The 18,546-nt window shown below is 65.7% G+C and carries 7 protein-coding genes and 1 CRISPR repeat array; of the genes, 4 read left to right on the forward strand and 3 right to left on the reverse strand.

The window, feature by feature from the left end:
• Positions 1-25: 25 nt before the first annotated feature.
• From istB to AOZ06_RS56015, 3 genes are all read right to left on the reverse strand, one after another.
• Positions 26-841 (reverse strand): IS21-like element helper ATPase IstB, encoded by an 816-nt coding sequence (istB, locus tag AOZ06_RS08420; protein ID WP_083471502.1) that lies wholly within the window; start codon positions 839-841, stop codon positions 26-28.
• Complete coding sequence (gene istA / locus AOZ06_RS08425; RefSeq protein ID WP_054296412.1) at positions 838-2,538, reverse strand: IS21 family transposase; 1,701 nt, start codon at positions 2,536-2,538, stop codon at positions 838-840. The genes istB and istA overlap by 4 nt, the downstream gene beginning before the upstream one ends.
• A gap of 225 nt (positions 2,539-2,763) precedes the next feature.
• A CRISPR array of direct repeats spans positions 2,764-3,459; the repeat unit is 28 nt; unit sequence GGAACAGCCCCGCCTGCGCGGGGACGAC.
• Between the two features lie 295 nt (positions 3,460-3,754).
• Positions 3,755-4,288 carry a hypothetical protein gene (locus tag AOZ06_RS56015; RefSeq protein ID WP_157232914.1) on the reverse strand — a complete coding sequence of 178 codons (534 nt, stop codon included), beginning with the start codon at positions 4,286-4,288 and terminating at the stop codon, positions 3,755-3,757.
• Between the two features lie 562 nt (positions 4,289-4,850).
• On the opposite strand from AOZ06_RS56015, the gene AOZ06_RS08440 reads away from it, so the two are divergent.
• From AOZ06_RS08440 to AOZ06_RS08455, 4 genes are all read left to right on the forward strand, one after another.
• On the forward strand, positions 4,851-5,882 hold the full coding sequence (locus tag AOZ06_RS08440; protein ID WP_157232915.1) for a hypothetical protein: 1,032 nt from the start codon (positions 4,851-4,853) through the stop codon (positions 5,880-5,882).
• 329 nt (positions 5,883-6,211) lie between these two features.
• Complete coding sequence (locus tag AOZ06_RS08445) at positions 6,212-6,595, forward strand: TlpA family protein disulfide reductase (protein ID WP_157232916.1); 384 nt, start codon at positions 6,212-6,214, stop codon at positions 6,593-6,595.
• Positions 6,596-7,022: 427 nt separating this feature from the next.
• Entirely contained in the window at positions 7,023-8,963 is a 1,941-nt protein-coding gene (locus AOZ06_RS08450; protein ID WP_169798880.1) for a tachylectin-related carbohydrate-binding protein, read from the forward strand.
• 37 nt (positions 8,964-9,000) lie between these two features.
• Positions 9,001-18,468: an RHS repeat-associated core domain-containing protein gene (locus AOZ06_RS08455; RefSeq protein ID WP_157232917.1), complete on the forward strand. Its 9,468-nt coding sequence runs from the start codon at positions 9,001-9,003 to the stop codon at positions 18,466-18,468.
• Positions 18,469-18,546: the final 78 nt, after the last annotated feature.

Genomic DNA, 18,546 nt, shown 5'->3' on the forward strand with positions numbered 1-18,546 from the left:
GGTCGGCGTGGGTGTGGGGCGGGCGTCAGCCGAGGAGGCGTTGCTGGGTGGCGCGCAGCCGGAACGAGTCGGTGCCGGTCTCGATGATGGTGCCGTTGAAGGTGAGCCGGTCGACGATGGCCGAGCAGAGTCGCTTGTCAGCGAAGGTCTGGTTCCATTCGGAAAATGGAGCGTTGGACGCGACAGCGATGGCGCTGCGTTCCTCCCTGTCGGTGAACACCTGGAACAGCAGTTTCGCGCCTGCCTTGTCCAGGTCGAGGTAGCCGAACTCGTCCAAACACAGCAGGTCCACTTTGGAGTAGCGGTTGAGGACCCGGGTGAGCTGGCGTTCGTCGGCGGCTTCGACGAGTTCGTTGACCAGGTTGGCGGTGGTTGTGTAGCGGACCCTCAGCCCGGCCTCGGCGATCGCGGTGCCGATACCGATCAGCAGGTGGGATTTGCCGGTGCCGGATTGGCCGATCAAGCAGAGCGGCTGCCCGGCGGTGACCCAGCCCGGCGCGGTCAGGGTGTGGATGACCTCGGGGACGACGTTCGGGTTGGCGGTGAAGTCGAAGTCGTCCAGCCGTTTCGCGCGGGGGAAGTGCGCTTCGCGGACCAGTCGGGTCTTGCGGCGCTCGTCGCGGTGCTCGCATTCGGCGTCCAGCAAGGTGAGCAGGAAGCCTTTGTAAGTGGCCTGCTCGCGCATGGCCGCGGCGGCCAGCTCCTCGAACCGGGCGCCGATCGTGGGCAGGCGCAGGGTGCGGCAGGCCTGGTCGATCACGGCGTCCAGGCTGTCGACGCCGGGCGCGGCCGCGGGGACGGTGTGGGTGGTGGTGACGCTGGCGGGGAGGGTGGCGGTCATGCCGTGGTGCCTTTCGTGCGGCGCAGCAGCTGGTCATAGATCGCCACCGACGGCAGCGGACTCGAGGACGCGGGCAGTTCGCGTTTGGTGTGCAGGGAGATCACCGATGCGCCCGATGGTTGCGGCGCGGGCGCTGGAGGCGCGTGCAGGCGCGGGTCGGGCATGTCGTCGGTAATCACCGGGATCACCACCGTGTCCAGGCCCAGATCGGCCAGGTCACGCTCGTCCAGCAGAGCGCGGCCGGCGTCGTGCGCGGCTTTGCGGGCCTCGATCGCGACCAGGTCCGGGCTGGTCGACCCGGCATGCAGCGTGGTCGTGATGCCCGCGATGACCGCCTCGGCGGGCAGCCTGCGGTGCAGCAACAGCACCTCGATCAGCGCCTTGGTGCCCTCGCCGTCACCGTGTGCGGCGCGGGCCGCGGACCAGAACGCCTCGTGGGTCGCGGTGAAGCTGCCCTCGGCGCGGGCGGTGGCCAACGCGGTCGACCCGGCCAGCGCGCCGGGCTTGCCCAGCAGGATCTCCAGGTAGTGATCGAGCTGGTCGTGCGACTCGCCGCGGCGAGTCATCCGGGCGTGCCGGGCGATCACGGTCGCCTTGTCGAACACGACGACGTCGTTGGCGCGCAGCGAGACCCGCACCCGGCGGCCGATGAACCTCGCCGGGACCGAGTAGTGCGACTGGCGCACGGTGATGCGCGCGTCCCGGCCGACCTTCGGGGTCAGCGTGGTGCCGGTGTCGAAGTCGTCGAACGGCAGCGGCGCCAGCAGATCGGCCTCGTAGGCGAAGTTGAACCCGACCGTGACCCGCTGGTTGTGCAGGACCCGGTTGTCCTCGGCCCGGTCGATCTCGGCGATCCGCTCGTTGAGCTCGGCCAGGCTCACGACGTCCGGGACCGGGACCAGGTGCGTGCGGCGGAACCGGCCGCCTTCCTGCTCGACGCCGCCTTTCTCGTGCGCGCCTTCTTTGCCGGGGATGCAGTAGAACGCGTCGAAACCGTAGTGGGACCTGAATTTCACCCAGTTCTGTGACTCGATCCGGTTGCGGCCGAAACACACCCGCTGGACGGCGGGTTTGAGGTTGTCGTAGCGGATGTGCCGGATCGGGATGCCGCCCAGCGCCCGGAAGGCCTCCACGTGGCCTTCCATGAATGCCTCCTGTCCTTCGGACAGGAACACCCGGTGCACCGCTTTGCCCGAATAGGACAGTCGCAGTGTGAACAGGTGGCACTTCATCACCTGGCCGGAGACCCGTACCCACACGTCGGCGAAGTCGACCTCGGCCTCCTCACCGGGCAGATGCTGCTGGGGCACCATCCCCTCCAGGTGGCGCTGCCGTTCCCGCAGCTCACCGACCAGTTCCGGGCGTCGCCGGGCGATGTAGGTGTAGACCGTGGTGCGGCCCGCCGCGGTGAACCCGTGCTCGCTGATCAGCCGCTGGTAGATCCGCGCGGAGGTGTGTTTCTGCTTGCGCGGCGCGGACAGATCCGCGATCAGCATCTCGTCGATCAACCCGTAGGCCGGTTCCAGCACCGAACGACGAGGGGGCGGCTTCTTACGCTCTTTGGGCACGGGGCTGGCCAGCGCTTCCCGCACCGTCCTGCGGTGCACCTGGTACCGCTCGGCCAGCGTCCGGACCGACACGTCCGGCTCCAGCCGCCGATCACGGCGTATGCGTTCGAACAGCTCGACACGCGACAACGACAACTCCGGCCTCCGACACGACCGCGTAGATGTGAGGCGCCCATCGTTGAGGTCCGAACGGGTGAGCGACGGTCCTTCACCCCATCGTGGGCGTGTCTACAAAGGACGAGGTGGGGCCAAAACTCGTTGAACGACGATCGGTGGGGCCGAAACTCACCGGACAACAGGGGCCAGAACTAACCGGCATAAACAACCCGGGATGCTGTCCCGGATTTCCCCGAGGGAACAGCCCCGCCTGCGCGGGGACGACCCAGCAGCGCGACCGTGGCGATATTGGGAACCGGGAACAGCCCCGCCTGCGCGGGGACGACGACAGCTACCGTGGCGCGAGGTCCGTGCTCGTCGGAACAGCCCCGCCTGCGCGGGGACGACCTCGACTCAGCCCAGTAATAAGACCCGATCTTGGGAACAGCCCCGCCTGCGCGGGGACGACAACTCCGGCACCTGGAACGGGTTCGGGAGGGGAACAGCCCCGCCTGCGCGGGGACGACCTCGTGACCGACCCGATCGGGCACTGGCTGGCCGGAACAGCCCCGCCTGCGCGGGGACGACGCAAAGTGCGGCAGCTCGACAACGACGTGCAGTGGAACAGCCCCGCCTGCGCGGGGACGACGGTTCCAGCTTCGGCGACGACCCGTTCGACGAAGGAACAGCCCCGCCTGCGCGGGGACGACCGCGGGCGGCCGAGTCTGCCAGCGACCGGCGCTGGAACAGCCCCGCCTGCGCGGGGACGACATCTCGACTACGACAACGTCACTCGAGTTGGCCGGAACAGCCCCGCCTGCGCGGGGACGACGTCAAGACCAGGATGATCAAGCACCTGCTTCGCGGAACAGCCCCGCCTGCGCGGGGACGACCGGAGAGCGGCCAGCGTGCGTGGCCAAAGTCGTGGAACAGCCCCGCCTGCGCGGGGACGACACTTCTTGACCAGGGATTCTAACAACCGGAACAATGTTTTACATTCACTTTTGGCTCGAGCGTGCTGGGTGGCGGACGGGTGTGGGTATGTGCCGGGCAGCCCCGATGAGGGGCGCGGCGAGCATGGTGGTGGTCGGCTCCTCGGGCTTGTGGGGGGTCGTTCGGCTCTGCGGCGGTGGTGAGCACGACGTCCTCGTTGACGAAGCAGGCGCCGGTGATCTCGTCCTGGATGAGTCCGGGCAGTGTGAGCACGTCGCACCAGTGTCGAGTGTCGTGGGTTGCGTCAACGCCTGTGTCAGGTCGTAGACCGCGAGGCATCCCAAGGGGTGCCAGACCCAGCAGGTATTGAGCAGATGTCGGCCGTTGGGGGAGACCGCCAATCGTGAGTGGAAGAAGTCTTCGGGTTCGCGGTCGGTGCTGGCGGTGAGGCGTTCGCCGGTCGCGGCGACATCGATCTCCAGGTGGTTGTAGTCCTAGGGCAGTGCACTAACCCGGTCTGGCTGTCCGGCAGGGTGCACAGCGTCAGCGGGTAGCGGTAGACCCCGGCTTGGTAGTAGCTGCGGTTGACCTCGCGGATGAGACGGCTGTCCGAGGCCAGCAGCAGGGCCTTGGTGCCGGTGCTGGCGATCAGGGCGACCATGTCCCCGTCGGGGGAGACCGTCGCGGCGTCGAACTGGTCGCCGTATCCGCTGAACTTCGACGAGGCCGTGGATGATCCGTCGAGCGGGAACGGCCACCAGCCGGCGGCAACGTCGTAGAGGGTGTCGCCGATCCAGACCAGTGCCGTCGCGTGTGGAGCCGCGATCACATCGCGCCGAACTTCTCGCACAGCGCCAGCCTTCCCCATCCGGACGCGGATATCCGCCGAGTATCCGCTCGTCGCCCATGTGGTCTCCGGCCATGCCCACGTAAACGAGCTCTGTTGTGGTCGAGACCAGGTACAACCACGGGAAGCCACGCCGCCGCCGGCAATAGGTTGAGGTCTGTCCCATGATCGGTGTTTCCGCGTCGTTGATCAGTAGGTTTCGGCTCCCGTTCAGCGGTCACCGAGCGTGCGAAGGGCGAGTTGGGGCAGGAAGCCCGGGGCGGTGCTGGGTGGAGCTTGCGGTCGATGGAGGGGCGTTTGGGAGCGGTGCTGTGGATGACGCAGGTGTAGAGGTCGTTGGTTCATGCGTGGTGTGGGCGTCCGTTTGGTCGATGTAGGTGCCGTCTGAAGGGCCGCACTTTGGTTTCAGGTGGAAAAGTTCCGTCGAGTCCGCAACGTTGTGATCTCTGTGGACGACTACGTGGGCGGGGCGAGGTGCTCGTGTCAGGGGGAGGGTCGGAGTCTTCCTCGGCGGCAGCCTGCTGGTGGTGGCTGTTCCCTGTCGGCGTGAGGTAGGGGAGCGTGTATGGGGAAGGTCGGACGACGCGGTTGGGTTCGTGCGTTCGTTGCGGGTTCGGTTGTCTCGGTTGCGGTTGTCAGTGTGGTGGTGCACGGGACGGCCGCCTCTGCGGTGGCGCCGGGGTCTGACGTGCCTGATGTCGAGGTGAGTGCCAAGGTCTTTCAGAAGTTCGTCAAGCAGGAGGTGTCGACGAGGGGGAGCGGGACCAGTGGTGGTCGTTCCGGTGACATCGACCTCGCAGGTAAGGACGACATCCTGGCTGTTCCCTATACCCCGGCGAACTTGACGGTGTATCCGAACAAGGGGTACAGCGCGGCGAACCCGACGGCGACCTACGGGCCGCCGGTGACGATCAACTTCGGGTGGGGCAGTCAGAAGTGGGTGGGTCAGGGCAAGGTCAACGGTGACGCGTTTGCGGATGTGTTGGCGATCGACGGTTCGGACAACCTGTATGCGCACAAGCACAGTGGCACGTTCTCCGGGACCAGCACGTTGAACGGCGCGCAGTTGATCAGCGGTGGCTGGGGCGCCAGTGATCTGGTGTTCGTCTATGACGCCAATAATGACAAGGTCGACGACATCATCGCCAGGAAGTCTGGCACCGAGGACTTCTATCTCTACAAGACGTCTGTCGTGAACGGGGTGATCAAGCAGGCTCCCGCCGAGCTGATGATCCAGTTCCACACGAGTTCGCCGATCGTCGACGCGGCCGCTGTGGATGTCACCGGTGACGGGATGGCTGATTGGGTGCTGCGTCTGCAGAACGGTGCCGTGGTCGTCTACGACACCATGGTCGGTGAGATGGGCGAGGACTATCTGATCAGCTATGGGTGGACCGGCATCAACGCGTTCACGATCAGCGATGTGAACGGCGACAACAAGCCGGACATCCTCGGGCGTGTCGCTGCCAATGGTGACCTGACTGTCTATCTGCATACCGGGACGTGGAGCCCGGCGGCGGATGGTACGGCGTTCAGCGTCTTGGCTACGTCGAAAGTCGTTGGCCTGCAGTGGAACGGTATCCGCATTATCACCTGATGTCGGGTGCGGCGCCCGTGGGCTCGGTGTGGTCCGCTGCTCACGGGCGCGGTGTGTGCCGTCGGCGGAGCCCCGTCCGTCGTGGCGCGTTGTGTGCAGGGGCGAGTGGTTATGGCAAAACCGGTTGAAACGTTGTCGGGGCTGGGCAGTACCGTGGTCCGGTGAAGAGAAGAGTTTTCGCGCGTGCGGTGTTAGGAGTATCGTCTTTGTTCCTTGTGGTCGGGTGTGGGGCGTCGAATGCCGTTGAGGGAAACGGGGCACTGATAGGTTCGGTGTCGCCGTCGGTGGCATCGAAAAGTCCGTACGTACCTACCAGGTTGAAGTTCACGATGACGACGTTGGACGGTGTTGAGTTCGACGGTAGGAGTTTGGCGGGTAAGGCGGCGGTGTTGTGGTTCTGGGCGCCGTGGTGTGGGGAGTGCCGTCGCGATGCCGCCATCGTGGCCGAAACAGCGAAAGCGTATGACGGCAAGGTTGCTTTCCTCGGTGTTACGGGCTGGGGCAAGCTGGATGCGATGAAGAAGTTCGCGGACTACAAGCTGAGTGGGTTTCCGCACGTCGCTGATGTCGATGACAAGCTTTTCACCACAGCGCGAATTAAAGGCACGCCCACGTTGATGTTCTACCGTCCGGACGGTACGAGTACGGAGCACATCGGGTCGATCTCCGCAGAGCAACTGGCTGACAAGCTCAACGCGCTGTCGCAGTCCTGACCAGGTCCGTTGGTGCAGGCGGACGTCGGTGGACCGATATGGGAGTGCGCCGGCATCTCGCCACAGGTATGCGCTCATCTGCAGGGGCGTCGGGGCGAGTTCTCGCCAGATCTGGACCTGAAGATGGCGTGTGGCTCGAACAAGGAAATTCCCGTCAAAACCGGCACATGGATGTGTGTGGCGAGTCATGTAACGTTTTTCGCGTGGCGGTTGGGTGTACGTATCGGTAGCTCTGAATGGGCTAGAAGCTGTTACGTCGCGCGAAGATTGCTACTCGCTGTAGTGTGGGTCCACTCGAATGGCCGCTGCGGTGGTTGTCTTTGGTCGGGCAAGCTCGTGCACGTTTCACTGTTTTGTTTCTGCACGTGTTGCGTGTTATCCAGGGTGGGTTGGAATCCCTTGAGGGGGGACATCGATGGGGCGTCGTGTGACGGCTCGTTATTTACGCGCGCGCATTGTGTGCGGGTTTGTCGCGGTGGCCGCTGTGGTGGTGAACGCGGCGATTTTGCAGGCACCGGTGAGTGCGGCGGATCCGCTGGGTGCGTTGGAGTGTCTGGCCAGCCCGCAGATTTTCATGACCAAGCCGGACAAGGTCATGGATCTCGATCTGCATCACGAACCCGAGTCCGGGGGCGCGTCGTGGGCGGGCCGTCAGGCGATCGGGTCCGGGTGGGACGGCACCGTGAAGGTGGGCCCTGATGGGTGGGTCTACTTGTTCATGCCGACCGGTGACGTTCGCCGGTATCACTGGCTGGGCAACTCGTGGGCGGACGCCGGTGAGGTCATCCAGACCGGTTGGACCTATTGGGGCACAGTCGCTTCCCGCAACAAGATGACCGTCGACAAGCGTGGCGACTTCTACGGGATCGCCGCGGACAACGCGTTGCACTTGTACCGCTATGACGCTGTGGCCAAGACGTGGAGCGATCGCGTGCTGGCCAACGACTGGGGCGGCCGGTTCGATTTCGTTGTCGCGGCGGGGCCGGGGGTGGTGTATGCCCGTGAGGTCAACGGTGATCTGTACCGGGCGCAGTACGACACGGTCAGCCAGCGGCTGTCCACGTTGGTGAAGGTCGGTGTGGGCTGGCAGAGCGCCACGGACATCACCTCGCCGGGCGGTGACGTGTTGTACATGGTGGAGGGCGGCAACCAGGCGTTGCGGTGGTATCGGTACCTTGGCGATCAGAAGTGGACACCGGACAGCGGTCACAATGTCGGTGGTGGGATCCCGGCTGACTGGCAGTTGGAGTTCCAGCCCGACGGGTGCAAGCTCACCCCGGATGGCACGCCGACACGGCCCACTGTTACCAAGGTGCCGAAAGCGGCGGCGTCGTTGACGTACACGGCGGCCAAACGTTTGTACTACTCCTATGTGGACAATGACGGCAACATGGTGAACGCGCAGGCGGAGGACGTGTCGGGAACCAAACCGATCGGGTTCTCGGGCGTGCCTGGGTTCACAGGGCTGACCGGTGTGCCGTCTGCGGTGGATCTCGCTGATGGGCGTGTGCGGTTGGTCGGGCTTGGGCAAGACGCGGAGACGCGCAGCAGCACGCAGATCGGATCACCCGCAGGCAACTGGGCGGCGCCGGTCAGTGTCGGTGGATTTACCACGGGGCCGGTGGCGGTGGGTCGTGCGGGTGGGGTGGTGTACGGGTACGGGGTGGACGCGAAGGGCTGTTTGTGGCGTGCTTATCAGCGTACGGCGACGGCTGAGTTGGGGCCGTGGGAGCTGGATGGTTGCGACGGCTACGCGCAGGTGGCGCCGACGGTCATGACCTCGGGCAGCCAGATCACGGTGACCCTGCTCAAGACCACTGGCACGTACAGCCGGTTCGCGCATTCTCATCCGCTGCAGGCGGCCGTGACGGTGTCGCTGGGCGGGAGCGGGTTCACCGGTCCGGCGTCGACCATCATCAACGGCGCGGGCAAGGTGCAGACCTTCGCACGTGACACGGACGGACAGGTCTACACCCAGATCGGCTCCCCGCGACCGGGTCAGCAGCCGACGCCGTGGACGGCGATTCCCGGTTTGACGGTGGCGGGGCCGCCGTCGGCGGTGCTGTCCCCGACGGGAACGATCGAGATCGTCGCCCGCGGCACCGACAACCGCATCTACAACACCGGCCAGCAGGCATCGGGGTCCCCCGCGTATCGGCCGTGGCGGGAGATCACCGACGGCAACGAGGTGTCCTCGACTGACCCGACCGCGGTCGCGTTGCCTGACAAGGGCATGTGGGTGATCGCGTTCCGCAACGAGGCCGATGTGCCGAAGCTGCGTAGGACGGACCCGTCGACGCCGACCAGGCAGGCGAACGGGGAGAACGCGCCGATTTTCGTGGATGTGCCTGTTCAGGCTGCCCGGTAAGTCATCGTCGGCGACCTGCGAATAAGGGGATTGAGCCGTGTTGCGTACGCGCCTGCGTGAAAACAGCTTTCTGCCGGACCCGGACAGTGGCCGACGGCGTTGGTTGTCGATGGTGGTGATCGTCAGTCTCGTCGCGAGCCTGGTCAGTCCGTCGATCGTTGACCTGTTCGACGGAAGCGGTGAGGTCACGCAGGCCGCTGCGCCTGCTCAGCGGTGGGGCAGCGCCGCCGGGCAGGAACCCGAGGCGCTGGGGAAGGGCAACACGGCTGCGGCGCAGTCGCTGCAGTCGCAGTATCCGCCGATCGCGCCCCAGGACCCGGCGGCGAAGCCCAACGCCACCCAGGTGCTCCACAGCACCAAGCAGGTGCGTGGTTTCGACGCGGCGACGAGCCGGGAGCTGCCCGAGCGCCGCACGCGTCATGAGCGTACGTACGAGAACACGGACGGCACGGAAACGACCGAGTTCGCCCAAGAGCCGATCAACTACCGGTTGCCGGACGGCAGTTGGCAACCGGTGGACTCCACCCTCGTGCCCCACGAGTCTGGTGGGTGGCGCAACCGTGCTGACCAGGTCGGTGTGATGGTCGGCAAGGCCACGGGCGACAGCGATGTGGCGCGGTTGGATCTGGGTGAGGGCCAGACGCTCGGGTTCGGTGTGGCCGAGGCGAACCCGGTGCAGGGCACGGTGTCCGGCAACACGGTCACCTACAAGGGTGTTCGTCCGGACGCTGACCTGAGTCTGGAGGTCCGGCCGGGCCTGGTGAAGGAAAACCTGATCCTGCACTCGGCGAAAGCCCCCCGCAGCTGGCTGTTCCCACTGTCGACCAACGGCCTGTCCGCGTCCCTTGTGGACGGCCAGGTGGTCCTCAAGGATGGTGCGGGCAGGGTCAGGGCGAGAGTCCCCAGTGGGTTCATGGTCGACTCGTCCCCGGTGAACGAGAACACCGGGGAGCCACCCACGTCCTACGGTGTGACCTACCGGCTGGAGCAGCACGCCGGACGCCAAGCGCTGCGGATGGACCTGGACGCGGAGTGGTTGAACGCACCGGGCCGTGTCTATCCGGTGACCGTCGACCCGCCCATCGACATGCGTGACGCCGCGACCAGCATGTATGTGCAGCGCAACAGCAACGGGCAAAGCTTCAGCCGGGTCGACGGGGACCTGAAAGTCGGGCACGCCGACGGAGCTGTCACGGCCAGCTACATCTCGTTCCCCGGCGTGGAGAACACCCTGCGCAACCACAAGATCTTCGGTGCGCAGCTGTCGTTGATGAACTACCACTCGTGGTCGTGCAATACCCGTCCGATCACGGTGCACCCGGTGTTGGCCGGGTGGACGGCCAGCAACCAGTACACGTTCCCCGGCCCGGCCTACGGGGATCCGATCGCCAGCCCGAGTTTCGCACACGGCTACATCCCGCGTGGGTCGTCGAAGTCGCCGTGCCCGACGGCGACCGAGTCGGTCGTGCTCGGTGACGGGGGCCGGGATCTGGTGCAGCGGTGGGTGACCGGCCAGCAGGAAAATCACGGGTTCTCGGTACGGGCCTCGGAGACGGATTCGTTCGGGTGGAAGAAGTTCACCGGTGCGGGCACGGCCAACCCGCCGCGGTTGGCGGTCACGCACACGCCGTACAACGCGGCCTACAGGTTCATTTCCGCGGTGCCGGATCCGCCGGTCACCCAGACTCAGGGTGGCAAGGTCAAGATCGAGGTCACCAACCTCGGCGCGGAGGACTGGGAAGCCGGCCGGTATGCCTTGGCCTACCGGTACTTCAGACACAATCCCGACCAGCGTATCGAGTACGTCGGGTGGAGCGAGTCCGCCGCGCTGCCGCGCACGGTGGCGCGGGGTTCCTCGGTCGTGCTGGACGCTGCCATCGGTAAAACCCCGCCGGGCGAGTATTTGTTCGAGTTCACGATGATCAAGCGGGGAATGGCGTTCTTCACCGACGAGCAGATCCCGCCCGCGGTGCTGTCGCTGAAGGTGATCGACGTTCCGCCGGCGGTGGTGGCGCAATACCCGCCCAACGGCTACTCGGCGCCGAGCCTGGTGCCGAGCTTGTGGGCGCAGGGCGCGGACGTCGACGCACCACCGAATTCGTCGCTGCAGTACCGGTTCGAGGTCTGTGACAAGGACGAGAAGAACTGTTTTGAGTCCGGCCGTCAGTCGAGTCCGACCTGGACGGTTCCGTTCGGGAAGATGGAGTGGAGCAAGAACTACAAGTGGCGGGTGTTCGCGTTCGACGGGACATCGGAGAGCCCGAAGGTTCCGTTCAGCACCCTGTTGACCGCGGTGCCGCAGCCGGAGATCACCTCGAATCTCGGCAGCGCCCCGTACGCGGGCAACACCAGTGACTTCAACCCGCAGGTCGGCAACTACACCACCAGCGCCGTCGAAGCATCCGTCGGTGCGGTCGGCCCCGAGTTGAACGTCGTCCGCACCTACAACAGCCAAGACCCCCGCATCGACAACGCGTTCGGCACCGGCTGGGCCAGCCGCTACGACATGCGCATCGTCCCGGACGGCGACGGCTCCGGCAACGCGGTCGTCACCTACCCCGACGGGCAGCAAGTGCGCTACGGCGCGAACCTGGACGCCAGCGGGAAACCCAACGGCGGCAGACTGATCTCACCACCAGGGCGTTACGCCACCCTGGCCCCGGTCCCGGGTGGTGGGTGGACTCTGCGGGACAAGAACGCAGCCCTGCACATCTTCCGCGCCGACGGCAAACTCACCGACATCTACGACAACGCCGGGCGTTCCATCACGATGACCTACGGCACGGACGGCAAGCTCGCGACTGTCGTCAACCGGGAGAGCCTACGGAAACTTACCTTCACCTGGACCGGCAACCACGTCGCGACCGTGGCCACGGATCCGGTCAACGGCGCCGCGCTGACGTGGACCTACACCTACGAAGGCAACCGACTCACCAGTGTGTGTGATCCGAACGGCGGCTGCACCCGGTACACCTACACGCCAGGGTCGTACTACCGCAACGCCGTGCTGGACTCCAAACCAGACTCCTACTGGCGGTTCGGTGAACGCGACGGCACGAGCGCGAACAGCGAAGTATCGCTCAATCTCGGTACGGACAAAGCAACCTACCGCGATGTCACTCTCGCGGCACCGGGTGTTCTGGGCGTGACCGACAACTCCGCCGCGGCCTTCAACGGCCAGACCTCGATGGCGCAGATGCCAGGCGGTCTGGTCAAGAAAACCCGCGAGTTGACGGTCGAGATGTGGTTCAAGACCGCCAAACAGGGGGCGCTGTTCGGTGCTCAAGCGACACCGTTCGAGCAGGATGACACCGGCGGCATGCCACTGTTGTACGTCGGCGAGGACGGCAAGCTGCGCGGTCAGCTCTGGCACGGGACGGTCGACCCGATCACGACCGCGAACAAGGTCAATGACGACCAGTGGCACCACGTCGTGCTATCCGGATCGCTCGTGGCACAGACACTGTTCGTGGACGGGCAGGTCGTCGGCACCCGGCAGGGCGTGATCGACCACGGCCGGTTCCACTACAGCCAGATCGGCATGGCCCAGACCGGCACACCCTCCCGATGGCCGTCCGCGCCGGCCAAGTACAGCAAGTTCGAGGGCACGATCGACGAGGTCGCTGTCTACCAGCACCCACTCGGCCCGCCCGCGGTCCAGGCACACTTCCAGGCCCGCGCCGGCAGTGACCAGGTCGCGTCGGTGACGCTGCCCAGCGGACGCGTCGCCGCGCAGGCGAAGTACGACACCGGCAACGGCCGGTTGCGCGAGTTCGTCGACCGCAACGGCGGAACGTGGAAGATCGAAGCCCCCACGGTGTCCGGGACTCCGGACAACATCATCCGCACCATTCGGGTCGCTGACCCGGCCAACCGGCCGCACTATTACGACTACGACCCCGTGCGCGGTCGCATCCTCCGCTACGCGGCGCCGCTCGGTATGACCACCCGGCCGGAAGACCTTCCTCCTGTGCCGACCACGCCGCCGAAGCCACCGAACTGCACCACCCCCAAGCCCGGCGAGCCCGTCTTCTGCGATGTCCCGACCACTGGGGGACCGACCTCGTTCCCGCCGGTCGAGCTGCAAGGCGCGCGTAGCTACCACTACGACGAGAAGGGCTTCCAAAGCCAGATCGTCGACGAGAACGGCTACCTCGCGGAGTTGATCCACGACGAGCGCGGCAACATCCGCTCCCGCAAGACCTGCCGGAACTTTCCCACGGATTGCCAGACCGCGTATTTCGACTATTTCACCACTGACAACCTCACCGACCCCCGCTTGGACCGGCTCATCGCCTCCCGTGACCCCCGCTCTGCCAACGCGACCGACAACACCTACAAAACCAGCTACACCTACACCAACCGCGGTGAACTGGAGACACAGACCACCGCGGACGGCGCTGTTGTCCGGCACGTGTACAACGAGGACCGGGAACCGGCCTTCGACGGTGGAAGCGCACCCAACGGCCTGGTGAAAACCAGCACCGACGCCCGAGGCGCGATCACCCGCTACCGGTACCTCCGAAGCGGTGACCTCGCCGAGGTCACCAGCCCCACCGGACTGATCACCCGCCACACCTACGACACGCTCGGCCGCAAAACCGCGACCACGCAGATCTCCGACGCCTATCAGGCTGGGATAACCAGCAAGGTCGAGTACGACAAGCTGTCACGGCCCACCGTGGTGACCGCTCCACCGACCAGCAACGCGGTGACGGGGGCCAAGCACACACTGCGCACGACCACCACCTATGACCCGGATGGTCGGCCTGAACGGACGGAGGCCACGGACACCACCGGCGGCGACCCCGCTCGTGTGTCCACTGTGGCCTATGACGACCGTGGCCGTGTATCACGGGTGACCAACGCCGAGGGGCATGAGTCCAGCTTCGGCTATGACGTGTTCGGCAACCGCACTTGGTCGGTCGACCCCGTCGGTGTGAAGTACGAGTACGCCTACACCGCCCGCAACAAACTCTCCGAAATCCGGTTGCGCGGCTGGAACGGTGACCCTGGCCAGGCTGAGCCCGGTCCGAAGGACCACCTGGTCGTGCAGTCCTTCGCCTACGACCTCGCCGGGCAGCTCGTGCGGCAAACCGACGCGATGGGCCGCACCACCAGATTCCGGTACTACACCGACGGCCTCCTCCGCGAAGCCATCGCCGTCGGCTTCCACAACCCGGACGGCACCACCCGCGACATCGTGCTGAAAACCAACGCCTACAACGCCGCCGGGCACCTCACCCGGCAGACCACCGCCGGTGGCCAGACCGCGGCCTTCGAATACGACGCGGTCGGCCGGATCACCACGAGCATTGATGACCCGGGTGGTCTGGAACGGCGCCACACCTTCAGCTACGACCTCAACGGCAACGTCACCCAGGTCGCCCGCACCGGCAACGAATCCAACACCGGCGCGTTCAACGACGCCTCCGCCGAGATCGTCGACTACGGCTACGACACCGCGGGCAGGCAAACCAGCGAAAGCGTCCACCTGGGAGCCGACCGCCTCGTCACCGCCCGCACCTACGACCAACGCGGCCTGGTCACCTCCGTGACCGACCCCAGGGGCACGGCCCCCGGCGCCAACCGTGCCGCTTACACCGCGAACATCACCTACGACGAACTCGGCCGTCCGGTCGTGGCAACCGCCCCACCCACTATGGTGGAGCAGAATGGCACCACACCCGCGGTCAAGCGGGCGGAGTCGACGACCGGGTATTCCACCTTCGGTGAGGCGACCGACGTGCGCGGCCCGGACGGCCGCACCAGCCGGGTCGGTTACGACAAACTTGGCCGCCCGGTGGAAACCACCCTCCCGGACTACACCCCGCCCGGCGCGACCCAGCCGATCAAAGCCACCGCCCGCACCGAGTACGACGCGCTCGGCAACGTCATCGCCACAACGGATCCGAAGGGCGCGGTGTCCCGGTTCGTCTACGACCAGATGAACCGCGTCGTGTCCCGTACCGCCCCACACCCGGACACCCCTGGCGAGGCCGGTGGCGCGTGGCAGTACACCTACACCCGCGTCGGCGAACTGCTCTCCGCGACTGACCCCTCCGGCGCCCGCACCGAAAGCACCTACGACGACCTCGGCCGCCCAGTCACCGCGACCACCTTCGAACGCAAACCCACACCGGCCACACTGACCGGCACACTCACCTACAACGACGCCGGCCAGGTCACCGCCAGCACCACACCCAGCGGCGCCACCAGTAGGTTCACCTATGACAAGGTTGGGGAGCTGATCACCGCTACCAGCTCTACTGGCGTCACAACCCAGTACGGTTACGACCTCGCCGGCCGCCAGGTGAAAACCACCGACGGCCTCGGGCGCGCCAGCCGCACCGGCTACGACCTCGCCGGCCGCCTCACCACGATCAACACCCTCGGCGCGGACCGCGCACTGCTCAGCCAAAGCAAACTCGCCTACGACCGCGCCGGAAACGTCACCTCGACCACGAATCCGCTGCAGCACACCACCAAGTACACCGTGGACGCGCTCGGCCGCGTGGTCGACAGGACCGAGCCGGTCTCCGCGACCGAGACGATCAAGACATCGTTCGGGTACGACATCACCGGCGCGCTCACCCGGTTCACCGACGGCCGCGGCAACTCCACCCACTACACCACCAACGCGTGGGGCCTCACCGAATCCGTCACCGAACCCGCCACCCCAGCCCACCCGCAACCGGCTGAACGCACCTGGACCGTCGCCTACGACGCCACCGCCAACCCGGTCACCACGACCGCACCCGGTGGTGTCCGCCGCGACCGGACCTTCGACCTGCTCGGCCGGATGACCAAGGAAACCGGCGCCAACACCGCCGACCGAGTCGCCGGCTACGACGAACTCGGCCAGGTCACCCGCGTCAGCGCTCCGGGCGGAGACAACACCTTCACCTACAACGACCGCGGCGCACTGCTCACCACCGCCGGACCGTCTGGCGCCTCGAGTTTCGGCTACGACACCGACAGCAACCTCACCACCCGTACCGACGCCGCCGGCACCTCCACCTACGGATATGTCAAAAGCCGGTTGAGCACCATCACCGACGCGGCCACCAACACCACCCAAACCCTCGGCTACGACGACTCCGGTGCCATCGCGAACGTCAACTACGGCAACGGCCGCACCCGCACGTTCACCTACGACAAAGCCGGGCGGCTCAAAACCGACACCGTCGGCACCGCCGCGTCCATGACCTACGACTACGACCCCGCCGGACAACTCACCTCCAAAACTACCCAAGGAGTGGCGGGCGCAGGCCAGAACACCTACGGCTACGACCACCTCGGCCGGCTCACCTCGTGGACCGGCAACGGCAAGACCACCCCCTACAGCTGGGATCCCGCGGGCAACCGCACCCAAGCAGGCGACAAAGCCGCCACCTACGATCAACGCAACCGGCTGCTGTCCGACGGCACCAGCACCTACACCTACACCCCGCGCGGCACCCGAGCCACCAAAACTACCGGCGCCACCACCGAAGCGTTCACCTTCGACTCGTTCGACCGGCTCACCGGCCAAGGCACGGTTAAGTACACCTACGACGGCCTTGACCGCGTCGTCACCCGAGGCGCCACTCCGTTCCAGTACAGCGGCGCCAGCAATGAGTTGGCCTCTGATGGCACCAGCAAGTTCAGCCGCGGCCCGCTCAACGAACTCGTCGCCCTCACTTCCGGAACGGACAAACGCCTCACGATCTCCGACCAACACGGCGACCTGGTCGGTGGGTTCGACCCGGCCAGCAGCGGCCTGACCTCCCTGGCGGATTCGGTCACCTTCGACCCGTTCGGCCAACCCCTCGCCACCAGTGGTGCCAAACGTGCCATCGGCTATCAGGGCGACTACACCGACCCTGACACCGGACAGGTCAACATGACCGCCCGCTGGTACGACCCCGCCAGCGGCGCCTTCACCAGCCGCGACTCCGCAACACTGTCCTCACGCGAAGCCAACCGCTACAGCTACGGCATCGGCTCACCCCTCAACTACACCGACCCCACCGGCCACTCCGTGTGGGACAAAATTTGGTGTCGCATGTTCCCTGCCGACTGCAGGGGCACCAAGGACCGATGGAACCCCGGCGGTGGCGGTGGCGGTGGTGGTGGTGGTGGCGATGGCGGCCTAGACGGTGGCGGAGACGGCTATGTGGAGTGCGATCCCGACGTGCTGGCCTTCGCGCCGGGCTACAAAAAAAGGTCGCCGTGCGCCCCCTGCGAGGACGCCCAAGGCAACAACCCATGCAAAACCATCTCCGACCGCCTTTCTGACGGTGGCAGTGGTGGCGGCGGAGGAGGAGGTGGGGCCGGCAAATGTAAGACCAAATCCTGCAGAGGCAAAGCCGGTGCCGGCGGAGGCGCCCCAGGACGCAAACCCGACCCCGCCATCGCCGCCCGCGGAGCATCCCGTCAAGCCGCCCGCAACAACCCCGCCCCCATCCCACAAGCAATGTTGACCCCGCTATACGGGTCAACCTCCACACGACCCGTATCACCAGCCCCGAACATGCCCTCCGAAACCGCCAGCGACTACCGCGCACCGGTCGAAGACGTCAACCACAGCTACCAACAACTGCAAAACAGCATCATGGTCGACAACGCCGTCCTTCTTGGCCAAGTCAAGGCCTCCGCCTCCGCGCCGTCCGAAGGAGTGCGGATCAATTACTGCGACGGCTGCAATAACGGCAAGGGATGGCCTACCGAGAACGGCTACTACCCCAGCAAACTCGGCCCGGGCGGACGGCCCACCGTGGACGTGTCCAAGTTGGCGCCCCACGAGTACGCCTACGGCGCCTGGAACCACATGTTCGACGCCGAAGGCCGTCCCTACGCCGGGCAGGAATCTCTGCTAGAGCCGATCCCCGGATACACCCCGACGGGATGCGACGACGCCATCTGCGGCATCGTACGCGGATTCTTTGCCATCGCCGGATGCGAACTCGTCACAGCCGGGTTCGGCACCCTCGGATGTATCGCCCTGGGCGGCGCCGTTCAAGAAGCCACCAACAGCCAGTTCACCGGCGAGAATCCCGCACTAGCAGCGTCCAGGGGAGCAGTGCTCGGATACGCAGCCGGGTTGTTCGGCGAGGCCCTGGCGGCCTGGATCGCCATTCGCGGGTCCGTCGGCACGGGTGCCGGTGCTGCTGGCGGAGTGGCGCAAGAAGCGTACTTGCTTGGACTGGGTAGAGGTTTGTCTAGGCAGGCCGAACAGCTTGGCTTGAAGCATTTCATGGACCTGCCGCCGTCCAAAGCGACTGCCGCTTTTGAGGAAGCGATCAGAAATGGATCAAAATTTACTTTCAGTCTTGACGGTATGATTCCTTCCGGGGTTAACCTGAAGGCTCAGCTCGAGCTTACGATAGAGGCTGGAAAGATGGGGCCTAGGTATGGTAACGTGACCAACTGGGAGCTTTTCAAGCTGCATGACGCTGGCAAGCTTGGCGATGTAACGTTCAGGCTTGAAGGTAGAGAGATTCCTAACCCGTTCAAGAATTGAGTGTCTATGTGTTCGGAGAGTCTGGTTCACCTGCCGGATCGAAAGTTCCGTATATGGGCGTATGTGCCTAGTCACTCT

It is taken from the genome of Kibdelosporangium phytohabitans, from assembly GCF_001302585.1.
Taxonomy (GTDB): domain Bacteria; phylum Actinomycetota; class Actinomycetes; order Mycobacteriales; family Pseudonocardiaceae; genus Kibdelosporangium; species Kibdelosporangium phytohabitans.